This is a genomic window from Acidobacteriota bacterium, assembly GCA_034211275.1.
In the GTDB taxonomy this organism is placed as follows: Bacteria; Acidobacteriota; Thermoanaerobaculia; order Multivoradales; family JAHZIX01; genus JAGQSE01.
This window is the reverse complement of the sequence record JAXHTF010000027.1, coordinates 1-21,482: the sequence shown is the minus strand read 5'-3', so window position 1 is coordinate 21,482 and position 21,482 is coordinate 1. Positions and strand designations below refer to the sequence as shown.

Annotated in this window: 18 protein-coding genes; 4 read left to right on the top strand and 14 right to left on the bottom strand. The window is 65.4% G+C overall.

What is annotated here, in order from left to right:
• Positions 1 to 4: 4 nt before the first annotated feature.
• The gene (locus tag SX243_07075; GenBank protein ID MDY7092719.1) at positions 5 to 2,560 is read right to left on the bottom strand and encodes a tetratricopeptide repeat protein; all 2,556 of its coding nucleotides are present in this window, start codon (positions 2,558 to 2,560) and stop codon (positions 5 to 7) included.
• A 227-nt stretch (positions 2,561 to 2,787) separates the two neighbouring features.
• Here SX243_07075 and SX243_07070 point away from each other — a divergent pair, with 227 nt between their 5' ends.
• Both SX243_07070 and SX243_07065 read left to right on the top strand, forming a co-directional pair.
• Positions 2,788 to 3,216, top strand: a complete 429-nt coding sequence (locus tag SX243_07070) for a hypothetical protein (GenBank protein ID MDY7092718.1) — start codon at positions 2,788 to 2,790, stop codon at positions 3,214 to 3,216.
• A 107-nt stretch (positions 3,217 to 3,323) separates the two neighbouring features.
• Positions 3,324 to 3,668, top strand: a complete 345-nt coding sequence (locus SX243_07065) for a hypothetical protein (protein MDY7092717.1) — start codon at positions 3,324 to 3,326, stop codon at positions 3,666 to 3,668.
• Between the two features lie 260 nt (positions 3,669 to 3,928).
• Here SX243_07065 and SX243_07060 read toward each other — a convergent pair whose 3' ends face one another.
• From SX243_07060 to SX243_07045, 4 genes are all read right to left on the bottom strand, one after another.
• Positions 3,929 to 4,402: a hypothetical protein gene (locus SX243_07060; protein ID MDY7092716.1), complete on the bottom strand. Its 474-nt coding sequence runs from the start codon at positions 4,400 to 4,402 to the stop codon at positions 3,929 to 3,931.
• Positions 4,403 to 4,637: 235 nt separating this feature from the next.
• The gene (locus SX243_07055) at positions 4,638 to 6,524 is read right to left on the bottom strand and encodes a S8 family serine peptidase (protein ID MDY7092715.1); all 1,887 of its coding nucleotides are present in this window, start codon (positions 6,522 to 6,524) and stop codon (positions 4,638 to 4,640) included.
• A 228-nt stretch (positions 6,525 to 6,752) separates the two neighbouring features.
• Positions 6,753 to 7,121, bottom strand: a complete 369-nt coding sequence (locus tag SX243_07050) for a hypothetical protein (GenBank protein ID MDY7092714.1) — start codon at positions 7,119 to 7,121, stop codon at positions 6,753 to 6,755.
• 23 nt (positions 7,122 to 7,144) lie between these two features.
• Complete coding sequence (locus tag SX243_07045) at positions 7,145 to 7,648, bottom strand: N-acetyltransferase (protein MDY7092713.1); 504 nt, start codon at positions 7,646 to 7,648, stop codon at positions 7,145 to 7,147.
• Between the two features lie 75 nt (positions 7,649 to 7,723).
• Between SX243_07045 and SX243_07040 the strand changes: the two genes are divergently transcribed.
• Positions 7,724 to 8,092: an MmcQ/YjbR family DNA-binding protein gene (locus tag SX243_07040; protein ID MDY7092712.1), complete on the top strand. Its 369-nt coding sequence runs from the start codon at positions 7,724 to 7,726 to the stop codon at positions 8,090 to 8,092.
• Positions 8,093 to 8,153: 61 nt separating this feature from the next.
• Complete coding sequence (locus SX243_07035) at positions 8,154 to 8,855, top strand: hypothetical protein (protein ID MDY7092711.1); 702 nt, start codon at positions 8,154 to 8,156, stop codon at positions 8,853 to 8,855.
• 38 nt (positions 8,856 to 8,893) lie between these two features.
• On the opposite strand, the gene SX243_07030 is transcribed toward SX243_07035, so the two are convergent.
• The 9 genes from SX243_07030 to SX243_06990 form a co-directional block, all read right to left on the bottom strand.
• The gene (locus SX243_07030; protein ID MDY7092710.1) at positions 8,894 to 9,226 is read right to left on the bottom strand and encodes a multidrug transporter; all 333 of its coding nucleotides are present in this window, start codon (positions 9,224 to 9,226) and stop codon (positions 8,894 to 8,896) included.
• Between the two features lie 578 nt (positions 9,227 to 9,804).
• Entirely contained in the window at positions 9,805 to 11,316 is a 1,512-nt protein-coding gene (locus SX243_07025) for a DUF1254 domain-containing protein (GenBank protein MDY7092709.1), read from the bottom strand.
• 329 nt (positions 11,317 to 11,645) lie between these two features.
• The gene (locus tag SX243_07020; GenBank protein ID MDY7092708.1) at positions 11,646 to 12,221 is read right to left on the bottom strand and encodes a hypothetical protein; all 576 of its coding nucleotides are present in this window, start codon (positions 12,219 to 12,221) and stop codon (positions 11,646 to 11,648) included.
• 244 nt (positions 12,222 to 12,465) lie between these two features.
• Positions 12,466 to 12,900: a hypothetical protein gene (locus tag SX243_07015; GenBank protein ID MDY7092707.1), complete on the bottom strand. Its 435-nt coding sequence runs from the start codon at positions 12,898 to 12,900 to the stop codon at positions 12,466 to 12,468.
• Positions 12,901 to 13,877: 977 nt separating this feature from the next.
• Positions 13,878 to 15,539 carry an ABC transporter substrate-binding protein gene (locus tag SX243_07010; GenBank protein ID MDY7092706.1) on the bottom strand — a complete coding sequence of 554 codons (1,662 nt, stop codon included), beginning with the start codon at positions 15,537 to 15,539 and terminating at the stop codon, positions 13,878 to 13,880.
• Positions 15,536 to 16,150 carry an SCO family protein gene (locus tag SX243_07005; protein MDY7092705.1) on the bottom strand — a complete coding sequence of 205 codons (615 nt, stop codon included), beginning with the start codon at positions 16,148 to 16,150 and terminating at the stop codon, positions 15,536 to 15,538. Before SX243_07005 ends, SX243_07010 begins: the two co-directional genes overlap by 4 nt.
• Complete coding sequence (locus tag SX243_07000; protein MDY7092704.1) at positions 16,147 to 16,863, bottom strand: SCO family protein; 717 nt, start codon at positions 16,861 to 16,863, stop codon at positions 16,147 to 16,149. Before SX243_07000 ends, SX243_07005 begins: the two co-directional genes overlap by 4 nt.
• 17 nt (positions 16,864 to 16,880) lie before the next feature.
• Positions 16,881 to 18,911 carry a YncE family protein gene (locus SX243_06995; GenBank protein MDY7092703.1) on the bottom strand — a complete coding sequence of 677 codons (2,031 nt, stop codon included), beginning with the start codon at positions 18,909 to 18,911 and terminating at the stop codon, positions 16,881 to 16,883.
• 92 nt (positions 18,912 to 19,003) lie between these two features.
• Positions 19,004 to 21,482, bottom strand: a 2,479-nt coding sequence (locus tag SX243_06990; protein ID MDY7092702.1) for a hypothetical protein, incomplete at its 5' end; no start/stop codon positions are given.

Below are 21,482 nucleotides of genomic sequence, written 5' to 3'. Positions count from 1 at the left end.
GGCCTCAAGCCTTCAGCCGCGCCAGCGCCGCCCGGCATTCCTCGATCCGCTCCTCGTCCCCGACCTCGAGGAAGAGGTCCAGGGCCCGCCGCAGCTCCGTCTCCGCGGTGGCGAGCTCACCGTTCTCCTCCGCGAGGCGGCCGAGGCCGAAGTGGGCATAGGCCTCGAGCATCGAACTCTCCAGGGAGCGGGCCAGGGTCATCACTTCCTCAAAGCTGTTGCGGGAAGCCGCCGGCTCGCCGCGCAGCAATTGCACCTCACCGAGGCTGTGGAACGTATGGGCCAGACTCTCAGGAGCCTCCAGGCGCCGGTAGTCCCTCACCAATTGTTCGAAGTGGCGCTGGGCCTCTTCCAGCTCGCCGGTCTTGCGGGCGAGGGTGGCGAGGCCGAAGCGGGTTTCGGCCTTGGCCTCCTCGCTGGCGGAGACTTCCAGGGCCTCGTTGAACAGCGCCCGGGCCACTTCGAAGCGCTCCTCCCGGAGGCGCAGGTAGGCGAGGCTGCGCAGGGACGCTCCCAGCTGCTCCGGCAATCCCAGCTGCCGCGCCTGCTCCACCGACTCCTCGAGGTAGGCGGCGGCGGCGGTGAGGTCTCCGAGGAATCGGTGGACGTTGGAGAGATTGGTCAGGGAGGTCACCAGGCCTCGGGAATCTCCGATCTCCCGCTTGAGCTCCACCGAGCGTTCCAGTACTTCCCGGGCTCCGGGGAGGTCGCCGCGGCTAGCGAGGAGGGAGGCGAAGTTGTTGAGGGTCAGGGCTTCGGCCTTGCGGGTGCCCCGCTGGCGCAAGAGCACAAGCACCTCGCGGTAAATCGCCTCCGCTTCGTCGAGGCGTCCCAGACGCTGCAGCACCTGCGCCCGGTCGCAGAGGGCGAAGATGCGGCCGAGAGGGTTGCGCATCTGCACCGAGAGGGCCTCCGCCCGCTCCAGGGCAGCGAGGGCGGCAGCTTTGTCCCCCAGGCGGCCCAGGGCCCACGCGTGGGAGCGATGGGCGTCGACGGCGAGCAGCGGCGTGCCTCGCTGGGCAGCTTCTTCGATGGCCTGGAGGGCCTTGTCCCGGGAGATGGCGAAGTCTCCCAGATCCGCGAAGAGATCCGACTCCAGTCGCGAGATCCGCGGGTCGCCCTGGGCCGCCGGCAGCGTGGAGCGCAGGGCGTCGAGGGTCTCCAGGGCTTCCTGGTAGCGCCCGGCGGCACGTTGGGCTTGGGCCAGCTCCAGTCCGTGCTCCGCCTCGTCGGGATAGAACTGCCACAGCGCTTGCCAGCGGGCCACCGCTTCGTCCTTTTGGCCTTCCAGGGCCAGTGCCCGTGCTTCGATGGCGAGGCGCAGGCTGCGGGGCAGATCTTCGCCATGCTCCAAGGCCAGCCTCGACAGATCCCGGGCCCGGGCGTCGAAGCCCAGGAAGCCATAGGCGGTGGAGAGGGCGTCGTGGATCAGCGGATTGTCGGGCGATCGGTGGAGGGCTTGCTCCAGGAGCACCCGGGCCTCCTCCGCCTCCTTGCGGCGCAGCAGCTCCAGGGCCTGAGAGTAGAGGCGCAGAGTGTGAGTGTCGGGCATCCACAGTCCCGCCGCCTCCTCCGCTGAGGTGGCCAGGCCGAGAGAGGTCTGGAGGGCCCGGGCTAGACGGGCTGCGGCGGGGGCCAGCTCGTCCGGGGTGCAGGTCTCCTGAGCCCAGCCGATGACCGCCGCGTCGTCCGTCCGCTGCACCTGAGCCTGCAAGAGCAGCTCCCCCGTCTCGCTGCCGGTCACCGGCAGGTAGGCGCCGGCGAGCACCCATTCGACCCCCAGGTTGGAGCCCACCGCGGCCAAGGTCTCGCCGCCGTAATCCGCCAGCCTCTCGAGCTGCAGCTCTCGACTCATGCGCGCCACCGTCTCCCCGGGGACCAGCCGCAGCTGGCCGGCGGTGGCGAGCTCGAAACGCAGCACCTCGGCGACGGCGCTGCCCATCCACCGTTCGTCGTCGCCGAGGCCGAGGTTGGCGAAGGGCAACACCGCCAGCGACGGCCGGTTGGTGGTGGCCGGTTCGGGCTCGCTGTCGGCGCTGGTCCACCACCAGGCTCCGGCCAACACCGCCAGGGTGATGAGGGTGGCGGCGAGGATGAGGGTGGGGGACAGGGCAGGGGAGCGACGCTGCGCCGGCCGGGTTTCGTATCCATTGGGGGCTGGAGAGCTAGGAGGCAGAGCCGATCCCGGCCGGGGCGGCTGCGGGGCTGCCTGCGGGGCCGCGGGGAGAGCTTCCTCTTCGCGCTCCAGGTCTGCGGCCAAGAGGTCCGCGACGAAGCGGTAGCCCCGGCGGTGGACGGTGGCGATGTATTGGGGCCGGTTGGCCGAGTCTCCTAGCACTGAGCGGAGCTCGCTCACCGCCTGGCGAACGGAGTTGGACGAGAGGTGCTCGGCGCCCCAGACGCGGTCCAAGAGCTCGTCTTGGGAGAGCACCCGGGGCGCTTCTTCCACCAGCACTGCGAGGAGACGAAAGGTCTGCGGCCGGAGCGGGAGCTCGCCGTCGGGACCTTCGAGGCGGCCGGCCTCGAGATCGAGGGTTAATTCAGCGAAGCGATAGCGCATGAAGGCTTCTCGGCGCGGCGTCCTGCGGCGCTTTGACGGTTTTTTGACGCTTTGCGAAGCCCTTTGACCGGCGCAAACCGCAAGCTGCAGCCATCTCGACCCGGGCTCTTGGCTTCGAGGCTCTGCTCCTCGAGGACCTGTCCTCTGCGGACCTGCCCTCTGCAGACCGGGGCGAAGAATTCACTCTTTCGTGCCGAGGCACGATCTGTTTCGACAAAGGAGAGATCATGAACCGCGTGCTCCCAATCCTGGCGACGGCTCTCGTCCTCGCCCTCCTGCTGCCCGCCGCCGCCGCCCAGGCCAGCGAAGTGCAGCTCCTCTTCCACCAGCAGGTAGTCGCCGGTCACGAGGTCGTCCACGCGTCGTCGCTGGTGCCCCAATCACCGCCCCCACCCGGCGGACCGCCGGCCCCGGAGGACCAGGCCCTGCACGACACCGTCCAGTGGCTGACCACCAAAGGCCTCTTCACCCCCCCGGAAATCGACGGCATGGTGTTCGACGTGAGCATTACCGCTGACGGCATCGTCATTCACAGCTCCTGGGGAAATGGCAATTTCACCATCATCCTCAGCAACGGTCCCTTCCTACCGCAGCCCATTCCGCAGGATTGGCTGGTCAGTTTCCAGATGGTGCGCTCCATCTACAACGGCATCTGAAGTCACCGACATTCAATTTCATCGCGCTGGGAGTGTCCCGGCGCTCTCATGTCACCTTCGACCGGTCACCTTTGACTCGTCATCTTTGACCTTTGAGGAGTTTACCAATGAAGATCGTCGCCCGAACCCTGATCCCCGCTTTCGTGCTCGCCCTGGCCCTGTGCATCTCCGGCACCGCTTCCGCCCAACAGCCCGGTGACTGGACCGTCGACACGGTCATCGGAGAGTTGAGGATTCCCACCGCTAGCGCCGTCGGTGCCGGACGGACCTGTGAAGAGGCCGCGGACAATGCCCGGGACCAGCTGGCGGAAGACTACCTGCTGCTCAGCGTTTCCTACGGCCGGTGCTTGTGCTCCGACGTCATCGATCCCTGGACCGGCAAGGTCGTCACCACCCTCTGCTCGGTCGAGGCTACCGCCCGAGTCTTCCGCCGGTTCATCTTGTTGAACTAGCACCGAGCTTCACGACCGATTCTCCTGGGGGCTTTCCCCCTCGGTTCGCGGCTCTCGCAAGCAGGCCGGCTGTGCGCTGGTTCGTCTTGGGGGTCGCGAACCCTTTTTTTGTTCACCGATTCGGGACGGGCGGGTAGGGGAAGTCCTAGGAGCGCGGGCCGGCATTGCGCCGGCCCGCTGTGCCTTGGAGGCTGTTTTCTGGATTGGTTTTGGGGACTGTGTTCTTGGGGCAGTGTTTTTGGCACTGCGATGGCGGGGGTTTACCAGCCGCCGGCGCACCGCCACTTGCCGCTGAAGCAGGTGCACAGGTAGCTGAAGCATTCGCCGCCGACGTTGCGCTGACAGTAGGTGCTGCCGCTGCCGCAGGAGGTGCCGTCGATGTCGTCGCATTGGGGCGAGCACACCGGGCAGTCGTAGCGGTTACCGTCGCAGATCACATAGGTCGGCCCAAGGGTGCAGTTGCCGGCCTGGCTGGTGCAGGTGACATAGGTGGGCGGGGGATCCTGACAGTAGCGGGTGACGGTGCAGGGGCTGCTCAACCAGGTGGCCGACTCGCCGCCCACCGCCGGCGGTTTGAGCATCGCATCGTCGCTGGCGAGGGCCGTCGTCGAGGACGCGTCCGCGCAGGTGGTGACCGCCGGTGCGGGTTCCGTCGCCAGGCTGGTTTCTGCAGGCAGCACGAGGCCGATGCAGAGGATCAGGGTGAGGAGCACGAAGGTGATCAAAGATTTCATTCTTGTCCTCCAGTAAATGAATTGATGATCAAAGGGTATCTTTTCCCCGCTAGCCGGTCAATTTCAAGCCTCGGGAGAAGTCCTCGCGCCTCTCTCGACGATCGCGGCAGAACCTCAGGTCTTTGGCAAGAAGAGAAAGTCTGCAGCAAAAAAGAACCCCGGCGGCTCGGAGACCACCGGGGCAGGAGCAAGAACGACTTGCTGTAGGGGAAGATTCGCGGACCGGCGTTTGGCCTCAGGGAGCGAGGGTGACCAGCAGCGCCGGCTCCGTCACCGTGCCCACCGCCGTGTCGGAGGAGGTGTGGCGGATCTGGTACCAGTAGCTCTGGCCGACGCCCAAGCCCTGAGCATCGACGAAGCTGTAGAGGCTGCGGTTGGCCAGGCCTTCGATCTGGGCTTGGCCGGTGCCGGGGATGGTGGCGCCGTTGACCTGGGTGAAGGTTCCCGGCACACCGCCGAGATCGGGGGCGCGGAAGACCTCATAGCCCAACAGGTCGATCTCCCGCTGGGACGTCCAGCGCACGGTGATGGTGGAGCTCCCGGCGTCGGCATCGGCGCTGATGGCGACCACCTGGGTCTGGGAGGTCGGGTCACCGGCGAGGCGCAGCGCTTCCTTCACCGCGGCGTAGGCATCCACCTGTCCCCAGCCGCCGGACGGGTGGTAGTTGGGATCTTCCTGCGGGAAGGGGTTGGCGCCCGCCGCGGTCTTGCCCCAAGCGTTGCGATGCTCGCTGGTGTGCTGCAGGATGGCCACCACCTGGGGCGGCGTCAGGCCGGGGTTGGCGTCGAGGATCAAGGCCATCACTCCCGCCACGTGGGGAGTCGCCATGGAGGTGCCCGACAGATTCTTGTAGGAGTTCCCGCCGGTGAGCAGGCTGCCGTCGGCGGACAGGATGTCCGATCCCGGCGCCGCCACCAGAGGCTTCATCTCGTCGACATCGTCGGCGTCCCCGTCGTCCGTGCGCGGACCCTCGTTGGAGAAGCTGGAGATCACATCGTCGCTGCGGTCCACGGTGTTCTGGTCGGCGTAGGAGCCCACGGCGACGCTCTTGTCCGCGGCGGCGGGGGAGGAGATGTGGTTGGTGGCGCCGTCGTTGCCAGTGGCGATGGCGGCGAGGATGCCGGCGTCGAAGGCGGCATTGATGGCCTGGGAACCGGCGTCGGAGCCATCGGAAGCGTCGACGCCGCCGAGGCTGAGGTTGAGGATGCGGATGCCGTAGCGATCCTTGTTGTACACCGCCCAGTCGACGCCGTCGGCGGAGCCGAATCCGACGCCGGCGTCGGAGAGTACCTTCTGATCCACCAGCAGGGCGCCGGGGGCGACGCCGCCGAAGGTCCCGGAGGCGCCGCCGGTGCCGAGGGTGGTGCCGGCGACGTGGGTGCCGTGGTTGGAGGACGCCGCCTCGCCGAAGTCGAAGGGATTCTCGCTGGCGTCGAGACCGGTGTTGAGCAGCGGTTGGCCGGCGAAGAAGTTGCCGCCGGCGATGAACTTGCCGGCGAAGGATTCATGGCCGGGGTAGAGGCCGAAGAGCAGCGACTGATCGTTGACGCCGGTGTCCAGGATCGAGACCACCACCCCCGAGCCGGTGATGCCCAGATCCCCTTGGACCGTGGGGAAGCGCTCGAAAAAGCTCGGGGTGATGCCGGAGGTGCGGGTGGCGTTGTCGTTCAGCGGGTAGAGCAGCGGGATGGACTCGACCCGGGTCACTCCGGGCAGCGCCGCCACCGTGGCGATCTCGGGGAAGGTCAGCTCCATGCGCACATAGTCGATGCTGTGGTACGCGTGGAGCACGCCGGTGTCGACGCCGGCGGCGGCGAGCATGTCCAGGTCCGCGGCGGTGGGGTGATGATCGAAGCCCACATAAACCCCATAGGTCAGCAGACCGCCGAGATCGAAGACCGCAAAGCGCTGGCGGCCGTCGATCAGATCGAAATTCTCGAAGGCGGCGGCCAGCCCCAGCGACTGCACTTCCTCGATGCGGTCGTCGATGCCGTCGGCATCTTGATCCCAGAGCCAGCCGGAGGCGTCGGCGGCGACGGGGGCCAGCAGGGTGAGGACGAGGACTAGCACCAGCGAAACTCGAGACTTGGGGCCAAAGCCCTGAAGCGCAAACCAACTCATAACTCTTGCTCCTTGTAATGAATGGATCAGAGCTCGGGAGGGCCGCGCGGAGCCGACTCTCGTCCAACGACGAGAAGGTCCCCCAGCGCGAGGTCACTACTCTGTGAGAAAAGTCTCCCGAACGCGTCCGAGTTTCGGCGCTGGGAGCTGGCGTTGCTATCGAGGAAAGTCCTCAGATCTGCTGAGGAAAAACCCTCAGGCGGGGTTTGGCGAGGCTTTGGGGAGCTGCTAGGTGCCCCAGATCGCCAGGATTCCCACGGCGAGGAAGACGATCCAGGAGAGGTGCTTGCCCTTGGAGGCCACTCCGGCGAGGAGGCCGTGGGCGAGGAAGGTGAGGCCGACGACCAGGCCGAGGCGGCTGGGGTCGGCCGGTGGGTGGGCGAGGAGGACGAGGACGCCGGCGAAGCCCAGCCAGGCCAGGGACGTGATGTGCCAGGCGAAGCGCAGGGTGAGGCGGGTGAACTCCGTGCCGCCGAAGAGCTTGGGCAGATTGTCCCGCCGGAAGAGGCGGATCAGGATGTACTGCTCGCCTAGGTAGGAGTGGGCCGCGGCGATGGCGACGAGGAGGACGGCGGCGGCGTAGAGTGCGATCTGCATGCTGAGTCCTCTCTTGTGAGCCTCTAAAGTTCCCGGAATGCCTGATGGTACTGCACAGTTCCCGAAACGTTCCGCAGGATTTCCGGCTGCAGCTCCAGGGCCATAAAGACCTCCGGCGGCACGTCGTATTCGCAGCCGATGCCGAAGCGCACCGAAGGCTCGAAGCCGAAGCGGGGGTAGTAGTCCGGATGGCCGAGGACCACCACCGCCCCCGCACCCAGCCGTCGACAGGCTTCCAAACCTTCACGAACCAGGGCCGAGCCGATGCCTCGTCTTTGATGGCCCGGCGCCACCGCCATGGGGGCGAGCCCCATGAGCTCGAGGTGGGGGAGTTCGGGGAGCGAGACCGGTGAGAAGAGAATATGACCAAGGACCTCATCGCCCTCTACCGCCACCAGTGAGACGAGAGGCTTGGTGCGCTCGCGGAGAGCCTCTACCAGCCGCGCCTCCGCCGGCGTCTCAAAGGTCGCCGTGTGGATCTCACGGACGGCGCGGTGATCCGTGGGCTCTTCGGGGCGGATGAGCATGGGGAAAGGATATCGGATCGCCAGACTCCGGCGGCGCCTTTCCTTGCTACCACTTTCCCTTGCTACACTTTCCGAATGGCTACCGCTGAAGAGCTTCTCGAGCGCCTGCGCACCATCATCACCGCCTGGCCGGAGACCCGGGAGAAGCTTTCCCACGGCTCGCCCACCTGGTGGGGGGGACGCAAGACCTTCGCCACCTTCGACGATCACCACCACGGCGCCGAGCGCATCGCCGTGTGGGTGAAGTCGACCTTCGATGAGCAGGAATTGCGGGTCGAAGCCGATGGTGAGACCTTCTTCGTTCCGCCCTACCTCGGCCCCAGCGGTTGGATCGGCGTCCGCCTCGACCGGGACCCGGATTGGGAGATGGTCGAGGAGCTCCTGGAGGCCGGCTACCGCATGGTGGCGCCGAAGCGGGCGCTGAAGATTTTGGATGGGGAGTAGGGGAGCCGATTGGCGAAGCAGCCGGTGGGCCGAGCGGAAGAGAGATAGGATCCCCTCAGCCATGAAAGCCCGGAGAATTCTCGACAGCGCCCTGACTCCCGACGAGAGGGAGCTGGTGCTCTATCAGCGGGGAGATATCTTCCAGATCTACGTCGACGGCTACGATCTGATGTCCAGCCGGGCTCACGGCTCGGAGGAAGAATTGGCGAGGCTGGCGTTGGGAGCTCTGGGGAAGGGCAGCGGGCAGCGAGAGTTGCGGCTGCTGGTGGGGGGCTTGGGGATGGGGTTCACCCTGCGCGCGGTGCTCGACGAGCTGGGCTCTTGGCCGCAGGCACGGGTCGAGGTGGCGGAAGTCTTCCGCGTGGTGGTGGACTGGAACCGTGCCCATCTGGGACACCTGGCGGGCCATCCCCTGGAGGACGAGCGGGTGGCGGTCACCGTCGGCGATGTGGGCGGCTGCTTCGAGGCCCCATCTCCGCTCTACGATGTGGTGCTTCTCGACGTCGACAACGGCCCCGAGGCCCTGACCCTGGATTCGAACACCGCACTGTACTCCGACCGTGGTCTGGCGCGCATCCACCGTGCCTTGAGCCCCGGGGGCGTGCTGGCGGTATGGTCGTCCTTCCGCGACGATCCCTTCACCCATCGCTTCCGCCGCGCCGGCTTCGAAGTGAGGGCGGTCACCGTCCGGGCGCGCCCCGGAGCCTCCGGCCGCAAAGCCCGGGGCCAGCGCCACGTGGTCTTCTTGGGCAAGAAGAGCTGAGCTCGCTCTCGCTGGCGTCTGACTTACACCACGGGCTGTTAGGGCAGCTCGCGGGACGACCTGAGGATCGACTCCCGCAGCCCGTCGCTGAACTCTTCGAGGTCTTCGTCGAGCACGAGGCCGTGACCGTGCATCAGGAGCAGATTCCAGGACATCTTCGATCTGGAATGACCGTCGAGACAGGTAGTCAGAATGTCCGCTTCCTCGTCCATCGCGCGCCGGGCTTCCCAGAACCGCTCCGTTGGAGTCTTGCCCTCGTCTTCCAGAATCGCCACGATCTCCTGGTTCTTCTTCTCGAGGTACCGCTCTCGCCACTCGGAAACGCGCTCTCGGTAGATCTTCCAGTCGGACTCTAGGGGTTTGTTGTGCATTTCGCCCTCCTTTTCTCTGGCTGGAAGTCGAGGTGCGTCTTGTCTTCTTGAGCCGAGCGCCTGATGTTATCAACACGAGCAGCCCGTGGTGAAAGTTGAGCCGCGCTACGAGCGGCTCTTTTCCGCCGAATCTTCGTTCGAAAACCTCGCCGATACCCGCATCGCCTGCGGTTTTCCGGCCTTGATTCGACGAAAAAGTGCTCGCTCTCGCTGGCGTCTGACTTACACCACAGGCTGCTAGCCCGGGGCGCAAGCCCTGGGTATGCTTCCTCGCCACCTTGGAGCCCCGGCGGCACAGCAGAGCCCCGGAGGGGCGGAGGCATCTAGCCCGGGGCGCAAGCCCCGGGTGTGCGGTCCGAAGAATCCCCAAGCCCCGGAGGGGAGACAGGAACTGCTAGGCATTCCCTGGGGAGTTCTCGCGGCGGACTATCGCCCGCTCAAGCCTCCGAACGCCAACGCCAACCAGCAGACAGACCGCCACCCACCCCAGCACGTTCGCAAGATTCAGCACGGCGAGCTCCCGCGCCAGCCACGCCGATCCCGGATCTGTCAACCCTACCGCCCACCGGCGGAAGAGCCTAGTTGTTCGTCAGCTCGATCTCACTGGGACGCCAGGTTTTATCAAACCACGGCTCGAGCGGGCCGTACATGCGAAGGATGGCGAACCAACTCTTGTCGGGGATGGTCTCCAGCCAGTTGTTTTCGAACCCTTCTGGAGCCTGAGTTCCGAAGTAGATATCCGTCGATCCGTCCTCGTTTTGCTGGATTCCCTCTGTCTGGCTGCCTACGGTCGGGAAGAGTTGGCTCGTCTGCAACATCGAGCGCGTCTGCGTGTCGTAAACCGTGACGGCCCAGAAGTTGTTGACCGGTGGGTTGGCGGGAATGTTCAGCTTGTAGGTCTTGCTGCCGTCGAAGGGTTGCTTGGTGGCGTCGGTGTAGGTGATGGCGTAGTCGGATCCGGTGCCTACCTGGGGCGTGGCCATCGCGGGCGAGACGGCGGTATAGGGATAGAAGAACATGACCCGGGCGTCGGTGTTCATGGTCTGGCCGTCTTCGCCGTTGAAGAAAACGTTTCGATTCAAGAAGCCCATGATCCACGAACTGTTGGTGTCCGGATAGATCCGGATCTCGTCCATATTCCATGTGTAGCGAGGAAACCAGACGATCGAGCGCGAGGCGGCGTTCCCGAGCGCGACACCGTCGGCGAGGAGCCCGAGCATTCTCGCATCCGGTGCGAACTCCTCGCCCTTCGCGATGCCGATGGAGGCGAAGAGACCGCGGGTCTCGGGATCGAGCCAGCCCAAGGGCTCGTATTGGATGATCTCGTCGAGGTGGTAGAAGAACTCGACGTTGTTGGGATGAATGGTGTTGAAGGACTTGTTCGAGGCGCTGACGAAGACCATCTCGGGGGGATTGTCCGCCTGGGACAGCGGATAGACCTTCAAGGTACTCTTCACGAAATCGGCCGCTTCGTCCACGCCGTTGGCGATCGAGGCGCGCAGGAAAACCCACACCCGGTAGGTGCTCGGCTTCAGGACGGTATAGCCCGCAGGCACCTGACCCTCGTACCCCGGCGGTAGGTAGAGGTACTTCCCGGCCTGCGTGAGGTCGTTGATGTAGCGGAAGTAGGCGTCATTGGCCGCGCCGAGTAGGCCATTCGGCACCTCCACCACGGTCGGCCCATCCCGCTTCAGGTCGAGGTCGGGGATCGTGTACAGCGTGGAGGTATTGCCGGTGAGGAAGAGCGAGTTCGAGTCCATCAGGTGGTCAAAGATCATGACCTCGTTCGCTGCCACCGCGCCGATCGAGTGTGCGCCTTCGATGAGTGCTCTCACGGACGTCGCCGGCTGGCCCTTCAAGAAGGCGTCCATGGCCCTGGCAGTGTCGAGGTAGTCGTAAACTCTGTCAGCAGTCTCGGGCAGCGGCGCCCCATCAAGGAAATGGAGCGTTCCGATGGACGTTTCGACCTGGTCCGGGGTTTCAATGGACTCGAGCACGTCATCGGGAACTTGAGCGGCGGCACCGGAGCCGAGAAACATCGCACAGATCCAGATCACAGTCGACATTGTGGCCGGTTTCACGATCCTCATCTCTGATTCCTCCTCACTTGGGCAGGCATTTGCTTAGCGTTAAATTGAATAGCGCGCGCCCCACTCATCCTTCGCGGCTTATCCGGCTCTCTATTCAAGAAATTCTGTTATTTAAACTTGCAAGCTTGAGGAATCATAGACTTATTGGTGATCTGCCGTCAATCGGCAAGGCAAGCCGGGAGCGCTGCTGTCTCGAGAGTCCTGCCTCCACGACGCGACGGATCGGAGCAGAAGAGCGTTTGTTGGTCGGGACGGGGTTGGGCAGGGGGAGCTCGCAGAGCCCCTCGAGGGGCGCTGATGCGCAGCGGGGCTCTGCTGTTGCTGCTCTGCTAGAGCTGAGATTCCTCAGGCGGACTCTCGGCCGCCCTTCCAAGCCCCCGAACGCCAACACCAACCAGCAGGCAAACCACCACCCACCCCAGCACATTCGCGAGATTCAACACGGCGAGCTCCCGCGCCACCCACGCCGATCCCGGATCCGTCAACCCCACCGCCCACCGGCTAAAGTCGCGGAATGGGGCGGTGAGAGCCCGTCCCGGGAGCTGGAAGAGGCTGATCAGCCGCTCCAGCCACAAGAACCAGGCGCCGGCTTCGATGTCGATCCTGGTGAGTAGAGGAAGAGTGAGCAGGAGCTCTGGGACCAATCCAAGGCCCACACCCACCCGCACTTCGACCCACCTCCAGGCGGTTTGGCGTTGAGCTGCCGTGACTAGTGACTGGAGGCCGACGAGGAGGGCGAGCCAGGCCAGGAAGTGCGCTGGTGATTGGGCCAGGTCGGTGAAGTAACCGGCTGGGCCGGTCGCGGCGGCAGCCTGCAGCATGAGTAGGCCCCATGCGGCAAGGCCCGTGGATCCGGCGAGGAGCCAGGGCAGGGATTGGGGGACGGTGGGCTTTGGTGAGTTCATCTGTCCGTTTAGACTTCGCCGGGCGTGGGTTGGTTCCAGTTAACGGAGAATGAGCAAAGCTAAGCGACAGCGCGGGCTGTTCGCTCGCGGGCAAGGCTCAGCGGAAGCATCGATATTGCTCGCCTTGAGGCTCGTTCAGCTTGCCGAGTCGAAAGGGTCCTCAGCTAGGCTCTGGGTGTTTAGCGCTAAGGACCTCGACTCTTTTCGTCCTCGCTGTGTTTCAGGGAGCGATTCGTCGAGAATTCTAGAGCTCGTCCAGGATTTTGGCTCGCCGCTCTTCGAATTCTTCCTCTTCGATTAGCCCCTTCTCCTTGAGACTTGTCAGTTGCTTCAGTCTTGCCTCCGGATTTGCTCGAGGCGGAGCTTGGTCTCGTAGTGGTGGTTGGGTTGGCGGTCCGTCCGCTAGAGCCATAGATCCACCTGCAGCAGCATTGAGATCATTCATGAGCGCGATTTCGTCGAAAATGGCGATCCCCTTTCCGTCTCTGGTCAAGTTTGAGTACTTGCGGCCGAGGTCCAGGGTCTTCTCACGAAGCTCCGCGTTCGTTGGGTCCAACTTAAGCTCAGTCAGACTCTGCTTGTATGCAGTCTCAGCGGTTTCCTTCGCCTGGTTCTTACCGATCGCAATCAATATTCCGAAGATTGCTGCGCCGATTAGAATGATCCAAAATGAGTCCATCTACTTCAGCTCCTTGGTGGGTTGGTTGTGAGGAATCGTCGGGGTGAGGGCCCTTGGTGTTTCGTTATGCACCCGAAAGCAATTCCATCTCGGTCGAGCGCATCGTACACCCGGCTCAGGGATGACTCAGCCGCTGGTACTCTGGAGCTTCACTTCCAGGGCGGTGTCACTACCTTATGAAGGAAGAGCCGGCGTTAAGGGTTCGCATGCGCCCAGGAGACCGGTGTCATCCGACCAGAAGGATCCGCTCGCCCCTGATTTGTCGCATTCATCGCGAAGCTTGTCGCACCATCTGCCACCCCAACAGGAGCAGTTGCAGGCATGACAACCGGGAACTACCGGGCCGCAGCAAATAGCACCGGTGTCGTCACTTAGGCAGGTTAGCTTCGTTGGATTTCTTTCCGGCAATTGGATGCTGTCGAATGGAATCACTGATGGACAGTGGAGAGGGTTCCCGGTGACCACACCACAGCAAGCGCTCGGAGGAGCAATACTGAAGCAGCCCAGAGCGCTCAAGGCAGGAGCGAGTAAGAGGATAAGAATCAATCTGACATCTGTCCGCATTGTTGATCCTCTCAGTTAGGGGTGGTGAAGAAGTGTTGGTTTGTGCAACGTCCGCGGCATTCTGATTGTTTAATACTATGGAAGTGGTATTCAGTTTTGCTTCTCCGTGAGGACGCTCTCTTACTTCGCTATGCACCGGTTTTGGGACAACCGTCACCCGTAAAACGCAGCCCATCGTCAGGCCACAGCAACGCCGATCGCTTGATTTGTTCTTTTACGACACGGCGTGTCATAGAGGCTATCCAAGAGTCGTAGCTAGAGTTCTGTTCCCGCTGCGTCCAATTTGGAGACAGAGAATCCCTAATCGATAGGGCTCTCCTTCGCGCGGAAAGAAGGGCAAATGTTCGTTAGACGCTGTCAGACAGCCAACGTCGCAGCCTCAGCCAAGGCCTTTCTTCAGGCCAGCCCCACCCTCACCGCGGCACCACCCGCTCACCCAAAGGCTCGAAGTTCCGGGTCTGCAGGTTCGCCCGCACGATGTGGGCGCCGGGGGCGCCTAGGCGGCGGTTGGGGGTGAAGGTGACGGGGGGGAGGAGGCCGGTGGGGTGTTTGTAGAGGCCTTCTAGGGATTGGATCAGGCGTTCCCGGGAGAGCTCGCGGCCGGCGCGGTGGAGGCCTTCGATGAGGACTTGGGCGGCGGCGAGGGCGGAGAGTTGGGCGGCTAGGTGTTGCTTGGGGAGGTCGTGGCGGTCGGCGAGTTGCCACACTTCTTGCAGCTTGTCGGGGCGGGCGTCGGAGGGGAGGACAGGGAAGGCTAGGTAGAGGTGACCGTCGAAGCTGGGGGGAGCGGAGAGGATGTTGGAACCGGCGAAGACGCCGGGGATCAGGACCTTGGGGTACCAGCTGCTGTGGTCGGCGCGGGCCAGGAACTGGGAGAGGGCGGAGCCGCCGCCGAGAAGGAGGACGGTGTCTTGGATCTGGCTCGATTGAGCCTGGCTGGAGGACGCTGAGAGGTCGGAGAAGAGCTCCTCAGGGGTGGGCCGGGCGACCTCGCTCCATGGGCCGCCTTGGGCGGCTTCGACGGCGGCCTCGGCCCAGAGCTCGGTGTCGGGATCGCCGAGGCCGGCGGAGGCTGGCTGGACGATGAGCAGGCGGCCGGGGGTCTCTCCGCCCTGGCCGGCGGCGAGCTCTTGCCGCGCGAAGTCGAGGAGGGAGGCGACCTGTTCCTGGACTCCGCCGAGGAGATAGAAAACATAAGGATTGGGGGGCATCTCGAGCTGGGGCTGCACGGCGAAGGGGCCCACCACCGGCAGCTGGCGGGTGCTGAAGAGCCGCGCGAGAGGGGCTTCCCGCCGGGTCATATCCGCCGCCACCAGCGCGAAGGGAGGATCCGCCTCCAGCTGGGAGCCCAGGTCGTCGGCGAGGGCCTGGGCTCCGGGGGTGATGGGGAGGTCGAGGGGGCGGAAGCGGACCTTGCGGCCGTAGACGCCGCCGCGGTCGTTGACCTCGTCGAAGAAGGCCCGGAGGGCATCCTCGACGGCGGTGCCCTGGGAGCTGCCGTGGGCGCGGAGGGTGGAGATCACCAGGGTGTCGTCGGAGATCCCCGGGTCCTTCTCGTGCTCCAGCTGCCGCAGATAGGCCACCAGGTCGGCGGCGTCCTGGTGGGACAGCCGGTATCGGGGCATGGTGGAGTCGAGCTCGTTGCCCGCCGGGTCGAGGCCCATGGTGATGGCCTTGACCACCGACCGCTCGTCGTAGGGCGGATGGCTGCGGCCGCCCCGGTTGGTGCCCGCTCCGCCGCGGGCGCCGCGGGGGTGGGTGAGGGAATGCCAGGTCAGGTTCGAGGGGCTGACGCCGCCCTCCGGCTTGCCCTTACCGTCCCGGCCGTGGCAGCTGGCACAGGGCAGCACCGAGGCTTCCACCACGAAGCCCTGGTCCCCGAAGGCGGCGTCGATGGTGCCGCCCTCGGCGGTGACGCCCTGGTGGTAGATGGAGCGCCCCCGTTCGGCATCACCCTCGGCGCGGGCTCCGGTCTCGGCCAGGAGAGACGGTGCTCCCGCGAGGCCCAGAAGCAAGAGCCCGGCCGCCAGAGAGACGAACGACCAACCGGATCCGCGGCCGAGGGCAGGCATCATTCCCGGTCTTCCAGCACGCTCTCCAGCACCGCGATGAGCTCCTCCGCGGGAGCCAACCCCATGGCCTTCTTCCACAATCCGGTGGACTCGTTGCCCATGATCATGATGGATTTGTGGGTTTCCGGCTCGTCCACGTACTGGCCCAACTTGGTCAGCGCCAGGTTGACGTTGTCGGGTTTGCCGCTGAGCAGATACCAGCCCGGCTTGGCACCGAAGGAGTCGGCGAAGGTCAGCAGGCGCTCGGGGGTGTCGCGCTCCGGATCGACGGAGATGGAGAGGATGTGGACATCGTCCCCCAGCCGATCGCCGAGGAAACGCTGCATCTTGGACAACCGCGCGGCCATGGCGGGGCAGCTGCTGGCGCAGGAGGTGAACATGGCGTTGATCACCACCACCTTGCCCTGCATCAGGTCGCTGTACAGGCGGTGGCTCTCGCCGTGCTGATCCACCAGCTCGACGTCGGTGAAGTAGTCGGCGGCGCCGCGGGCTTTCGAGTCGACGCGGGCATCGGGAGCGGCCTGGGCCGGGATCTGCACTGAGAGCGCGGCCAGGAGGATCCCCGCGACGGCGAGGAGAGAGAGCTTCGAGGGGGTTCCAGGGAAGCGGATCATCGCGATTCCTTTCCAGCGGTGGGGCGGTGGTCGGTGGCCAATTCTTCGAGCATGGCGGCGAGCTTGGACGGTGGGGTCAGGCCGTTGACCCGCACCCATTGATCGGTGCGGTCGTTACCCAGCAACACGATGGGGCCATGGTCTTCCGGGGTCGGGGTGAAGACCTCGAGGGCGCGGAGCACTTGATCCACGTCCTGCTTCGAGCCGGTGAGCAGGCTCCAGGAGTCCCCAGCACCGAATTTCGCGCCCCAGCTCTTGAGCCGTGGCGGCGTGTCGGTGGTGGGATCGATGGACACCGAGACCAGCTTTACCGGATCCCCCAGGAGCTCGCCGAGCTCCCGCTGGAGCTTGCCGAAGCTCGCGCCCATGGGCGGGCAGATGGTGGTGCAGGTAGTGAAGATGAAATTCATCGCCACCACCCGATCCTCGATCAGGTCCTGGTAGAGGTGGACGGCGTGGCCGTCCTGGTCCACCAGCTCGACGTTGGGCAGGTCGAGGCCGGAGGCGCGTTCCGCATCCGCGGATCGATGCTCCGCGTGCCCGGCGTGGTCACTGTGAGCGGAGGGCTCCGCGGCGGTGTCGTGGCAGTTTGGTTCCTCGGCTCGAGCGCCGGGCGCCGTCCAGAGCATCAGGGCGCTGGCGAGGGTCAAGGCGGCGAGGAGGGAGAGCGGACCGCGAGTTGCGGACCGGCTGCGGAGAAGTTGGATAGGCATCGTCGATCTCCTTCGAGTTAGGGCAAGCTGGCGGTTTGGGCTTCGGCGGAAGTGCCGGCGCGGTCCGAGGACGGCGAGCTCTCCCGAGCTTCCAGCAGGATGTATCGGGACTCTTTCAACGAAATCCCCAAGGAGGCCGAGCCGAGAAACACGTAGTACAGGCCGGGGCGGGGCGGGGTGAAGGAGAATCCGTAGATTCCTGCGCCCTGGTGCTCCACGGTCTGGCGTTTCTGCCACAGGCCGGGGCCCAGGAAGGTCAGGGTGTGCAAATCATCCACCCCTTCGATCAACGAGCCGTCGGCCCGGCTGGTGAGGCGGAAACGCAGATCCACGGGCTCGCCGACGGCGATTTGCCGGTTGTCGAGCAGGGATTCCAGCCGCACCTTCGGCATCGCCGCCTGCCGTTCCCGCTCGCGGTTGGGATCCGGAGCCACGGTCAGCTGGAAGCAATGCACCAGCTTCGGGGCGTCGAGGAAGAAGGCGACATCGTAGGTGCCCGGCCGGCGCAGCTGCACCGTCGTCTCGTAGCTGCCGGGAGCCTGCTCTCGCAGACTGCGATCCACCACCCGCACCGCCAGGGGCTGGCGGTTGTAGTTTTGGAAGCTGCCCATGGGGGCCGCCATCCCCTCCTTGTAGAAGTAGATGATCTTGTCCGTCGGGTTGGCCACCAGCACCGCCGGGGCTCCCGGAGCCTGCACGATGGACGGTGCCGGCAGGAGCGCCGCGCCGAGGCCCGGCGGCCGCTGACCACCGGGGAAGTCCACCACCGAGATGGGGGCTCCCTCGCGGCCGATCTCGTCCAGGGGCACCATCAGGATGAGCTCGTTGTCCAGGTGTCGGATGTAGGCGAGCTCGTCGGTGAAGTTGACCTGGTGGGGTCCCTCCTCCATGGTGCCGGTCTGAATGATGCGCTGGCGGGCGGCGTCGAGGATGTGCAGCTGGTCGGTGAGGGGGTTGACCAGAAAACCGTAGCGTCCGCCGGGGGCGAAGCTCAGATGCCCCAGCCCCGGCCGGCCCTCCATACGGCTCACCACTCCCTGACCGGGGGCGATGACGGAGACGATGCCGGTCCGGGGATCGACCACGTAGGCGGCATCGCCGGCGGTGGAGTAGGCGAGGTAGCTGGGGCTCGGGCCGGTGGCGACGTCGGCGACCTTGGCCAGGGCGCGGGCGTCGATGACCGAAACCGTGCCGGCGGCGCGGTTGCTGACGTAGGCGTATTGCTCCCGCGGATCGAGCACCAGATCATGGGGCCCGGCACCGGTGGCGATGCGCGCCTGAAGCTCGCGGCTCTGGGTGTCGAAGACGGCGATGCCGGAAGACTCCCCCTGGCCGTCGTCGGTCGCCCACAGCTGCCCGCCGTCCTCGGTGAGGGCCAGACGGGTGGGGGCGAAGCCGGGGTCGAGGGTGGCGGCGACCTTCCAGACCTCGGTGTCCACCACAGCGATCTTGCCCGCCGTGGGCATGGAGACGTAGAGGTAGCGGCCGCGGGGCTGCATCACCCAGTCTTCGCCCCGGGCTTCCAACTCCACCAATGCCAGGAGCTTGGTGGTGCCGAAGCCGAAGAGGGGATCGACGATGGTGATGGTGGCGTCGTCGTTGAGAGCCAGGACGTAGTAGACGTTGAGGTTGAGCTCCGGCTGGGAGAAGAGGGTGCCGCTCAAGAAGGCGCTGACCTTCTGGTCGCAGCTCTCCTGCTCGTAGCTTACGGAGGTGGGCACCCGGTCCATCCAGGCGGCGGGGTAGAGACCGGAGAGGGGAGCTTCGGAAGCGGTATCGGTGATGTGGAAGCGCACCCGCACCTGATCGCCTTCCTGCAGCGGTCCGCTGCCGGCTTCCAGGCGCTCCATCTGGAATTGAATCTGGACGCCTTCTTTCTCCGCCGGAGGCTGTGCTTCCTTCTCCGCCGGAGGCTGGGCGGCCTCGTCCGCCGCCGGCACGGACGCCGCCGCGGGCATCGCTGCCAGGATCCAGGCGGTGGCGAGGGCTAGGGCCAGGAGCAAAACTGCGAAGCTGCGCGAGAATCGTAGAGCCAGGGAATGGTTCATCACGGTTCCTTTTCTAAGGCAAAACAAGAGAACGAAGAGACAACCAACGGAACACCCGGGGCGGAGCGTGCCGCCCCGGGTGTTCGCCGGTCTTAGTCGACCCGGAAGATGCCCCACATACCGTTGACCAGGTACCAGGGCACATAGTCACCGTAGTGGTAGTCACCGGTGACCAGGTTGGGACCGCCGGCGCCGTCCTTGAGAACTGCGTCGAAGTGATTCGACGGGCCGTGGCCGTAGCGGGCGCCGACCCACGGGGAGGTGGGGTTGGTGCCGATGAGCTCCGAGTCCTTGACGTAGGGGGTCTGCTCCCAGACGTGGCCGTGAATGTTGAACACGTGGGCCTGGGTGTGACCGCCGGGATGGACCACCCGGAACCGGGTCGGCGTTCCCGCGTCAGCGGTGAACACCGGGGTCACCGGGTCCTGGTTGCCGATGAACGCGTTGGTGAAGACCTGGTCGAAGTTGGTCACCTCGCGGGTCCTCGTGGGCGCACTCTCCGGCTTGTAGCCGCGACGGAACCAGATCGGCTCGGTGCGGTAGTTGAACGCCTTCTGGCCGGTTTCCGTGGCGTCTTCGTTGACCGCCATGCTCATCACCGGCTCGGTGTTGCGGACGCCGGTCCGCTCGGCGCCGTAGCGCAGATTGACGTCGTTCTGGAAGATCAAAGCGAACTCCCGGAAGAACGTGCCGTCGGCGGCGTGGATGGTGGCGGAAGCCCGAGTCCGGCGATCCTGGGGCTCGTCGTTGTAGTTGTCGGTGTCGTCCAGCTGCCAGCTGGAGCCCTGGGGCTCGACGATCAACGCGCCCACCGCCGCCTTGTTGGTGTGCTTGATGGGGTCCGACGAGCTCAGGCCGATGGCACCGAACTCGATGGGAGTGGCCACCACGCCCAGCGGGGTGTTGTCGATGCGCCCGGCGTACCAGTAGTAGGTGATCTTCTCACCGGGAGAGACCGTCTGCTTCTGGTACTGAGCGGGGTTGAGACCGACGTTGCTGCCGTCGCCCTGGCGGACGTCGAAGAACACCAGCTGAGGATGCAGACCCACGTCCAAGGAGGGGTTCACATCGTTGGCGTTGAAGTGCTCGATGATCATCGGCATACCGCTCCAGCCGTCCAGATCCTGGTATTGGCTGGGCAGCGGACCGTAGGAGCTAGGCAGGTCGTTGCGCAGGGTGACCTCGATGCAATCCCCCGCGTTGGCGCGCAGGATCAACGGCTCCACCGGCGCGTCCGGTCTGAGGACCGGGCGGGTGCCGGAGTAATCGAGGTCGCTGGTCTCGACGAAGAGCATCGCCGTCGGGTCGTGCAGCGGTCCGCGATTGACCGTGCTCGACGGCGGATACTCGTCGGCGTCGGGATCGTCCCAGCGCACCACCGTGGTGTCGCGCCAGTTGTAGTAGAGGGTCCGGTCCGGGAGCACCTCGGTGGCAGCGACGGCGGTGATGTCATAGATCTGCCGCGGCGCGCCGTTGGGGCACGCGATGGGCACGATGGCGGTGGGGTCGGCGGGACCGGCCCCTGCCTTCTCCGGGATCATGACGCCGTCGAAGGTTCCCGGTACCGTCTGGCCTCGGGTCGAGGTCTGGTACTCGCCTTCGTCGACGTTGACCTGACCGAGGGTGTTGTTGGGCAGCGCCTCGAGGCGATCGTCTTGGGTGTCCGTAGTGTCGCGGCCGCGATAGATGCGCACCAGACCCCACAGACCCGTCCACTGCCATTCCACAGCGGCACTGGGTTTGTACAGCAGATCGACGGAACGCCCGGCTTCGAGCCCCGGCATATGGCCGACCTCGAGATCGAAGAACTCGGAGATGCCCATGTGCTGGGAGTTGCGGTAGCCGGAATTGCTATTCGAAGGCTCCGCCAGCCAGTTGAGACCGTGGATGGTGAAGTTGTGCTCCTCCTCGTGGGCACCCACCAAGACACGGATTTTGACGTTGTCACCCTCCTGCACCCGCATCAGCGGAGTGAAGGGGTCACCCTGGACCAGCCCCCGAGTCAGGGGCGGGTAGGGTCCGGCGCTGGGCACGCCGGCGCGGACGCCGGGGAAGAGGTTGTAGTCCGGATCCTCGCGGTCCGTCCGCGTCTCGTAGGCGAAGGAGAGATCCCCCGGCTCTTCGAGACCGATCCCGTGGGCGGCCTGACTGTTGGTGCCGGGGTTGCGGATGCGCATGGCCACCGGCTCGTTGCGATAGTTGACCACCGTCAAGCCCGGATCGTCCGCGGAGACGGCCTCGGGACAGGGCGGCGCGGCCCCGGAGATGGGGCAAGGATCCGGCTTCTCATAGATGAAGTGGGGCACGTCGGACTTGCGGCCCGGCGGATTGATGGCGTATTGCGGGCTCGCCAACCCCAGCGCGTCGGTGGGGCAGATGGGATCCCACTCCTCCTCGTAGGCGTGCTGGAAGTCGCCGAATTCGAGCAGGAACTCGCGGTAGCTGTCGCTGCCGTTGCGAATCGCCGCCTGCCAGCTGGTGGGACCACCGTCGTCCCGGCCGGAGCTCAGGGGCACGCCGGTCTCGTTGTGCACCCAGACGCTGCCTTCCGGTTCCACCACCAGACCCGCA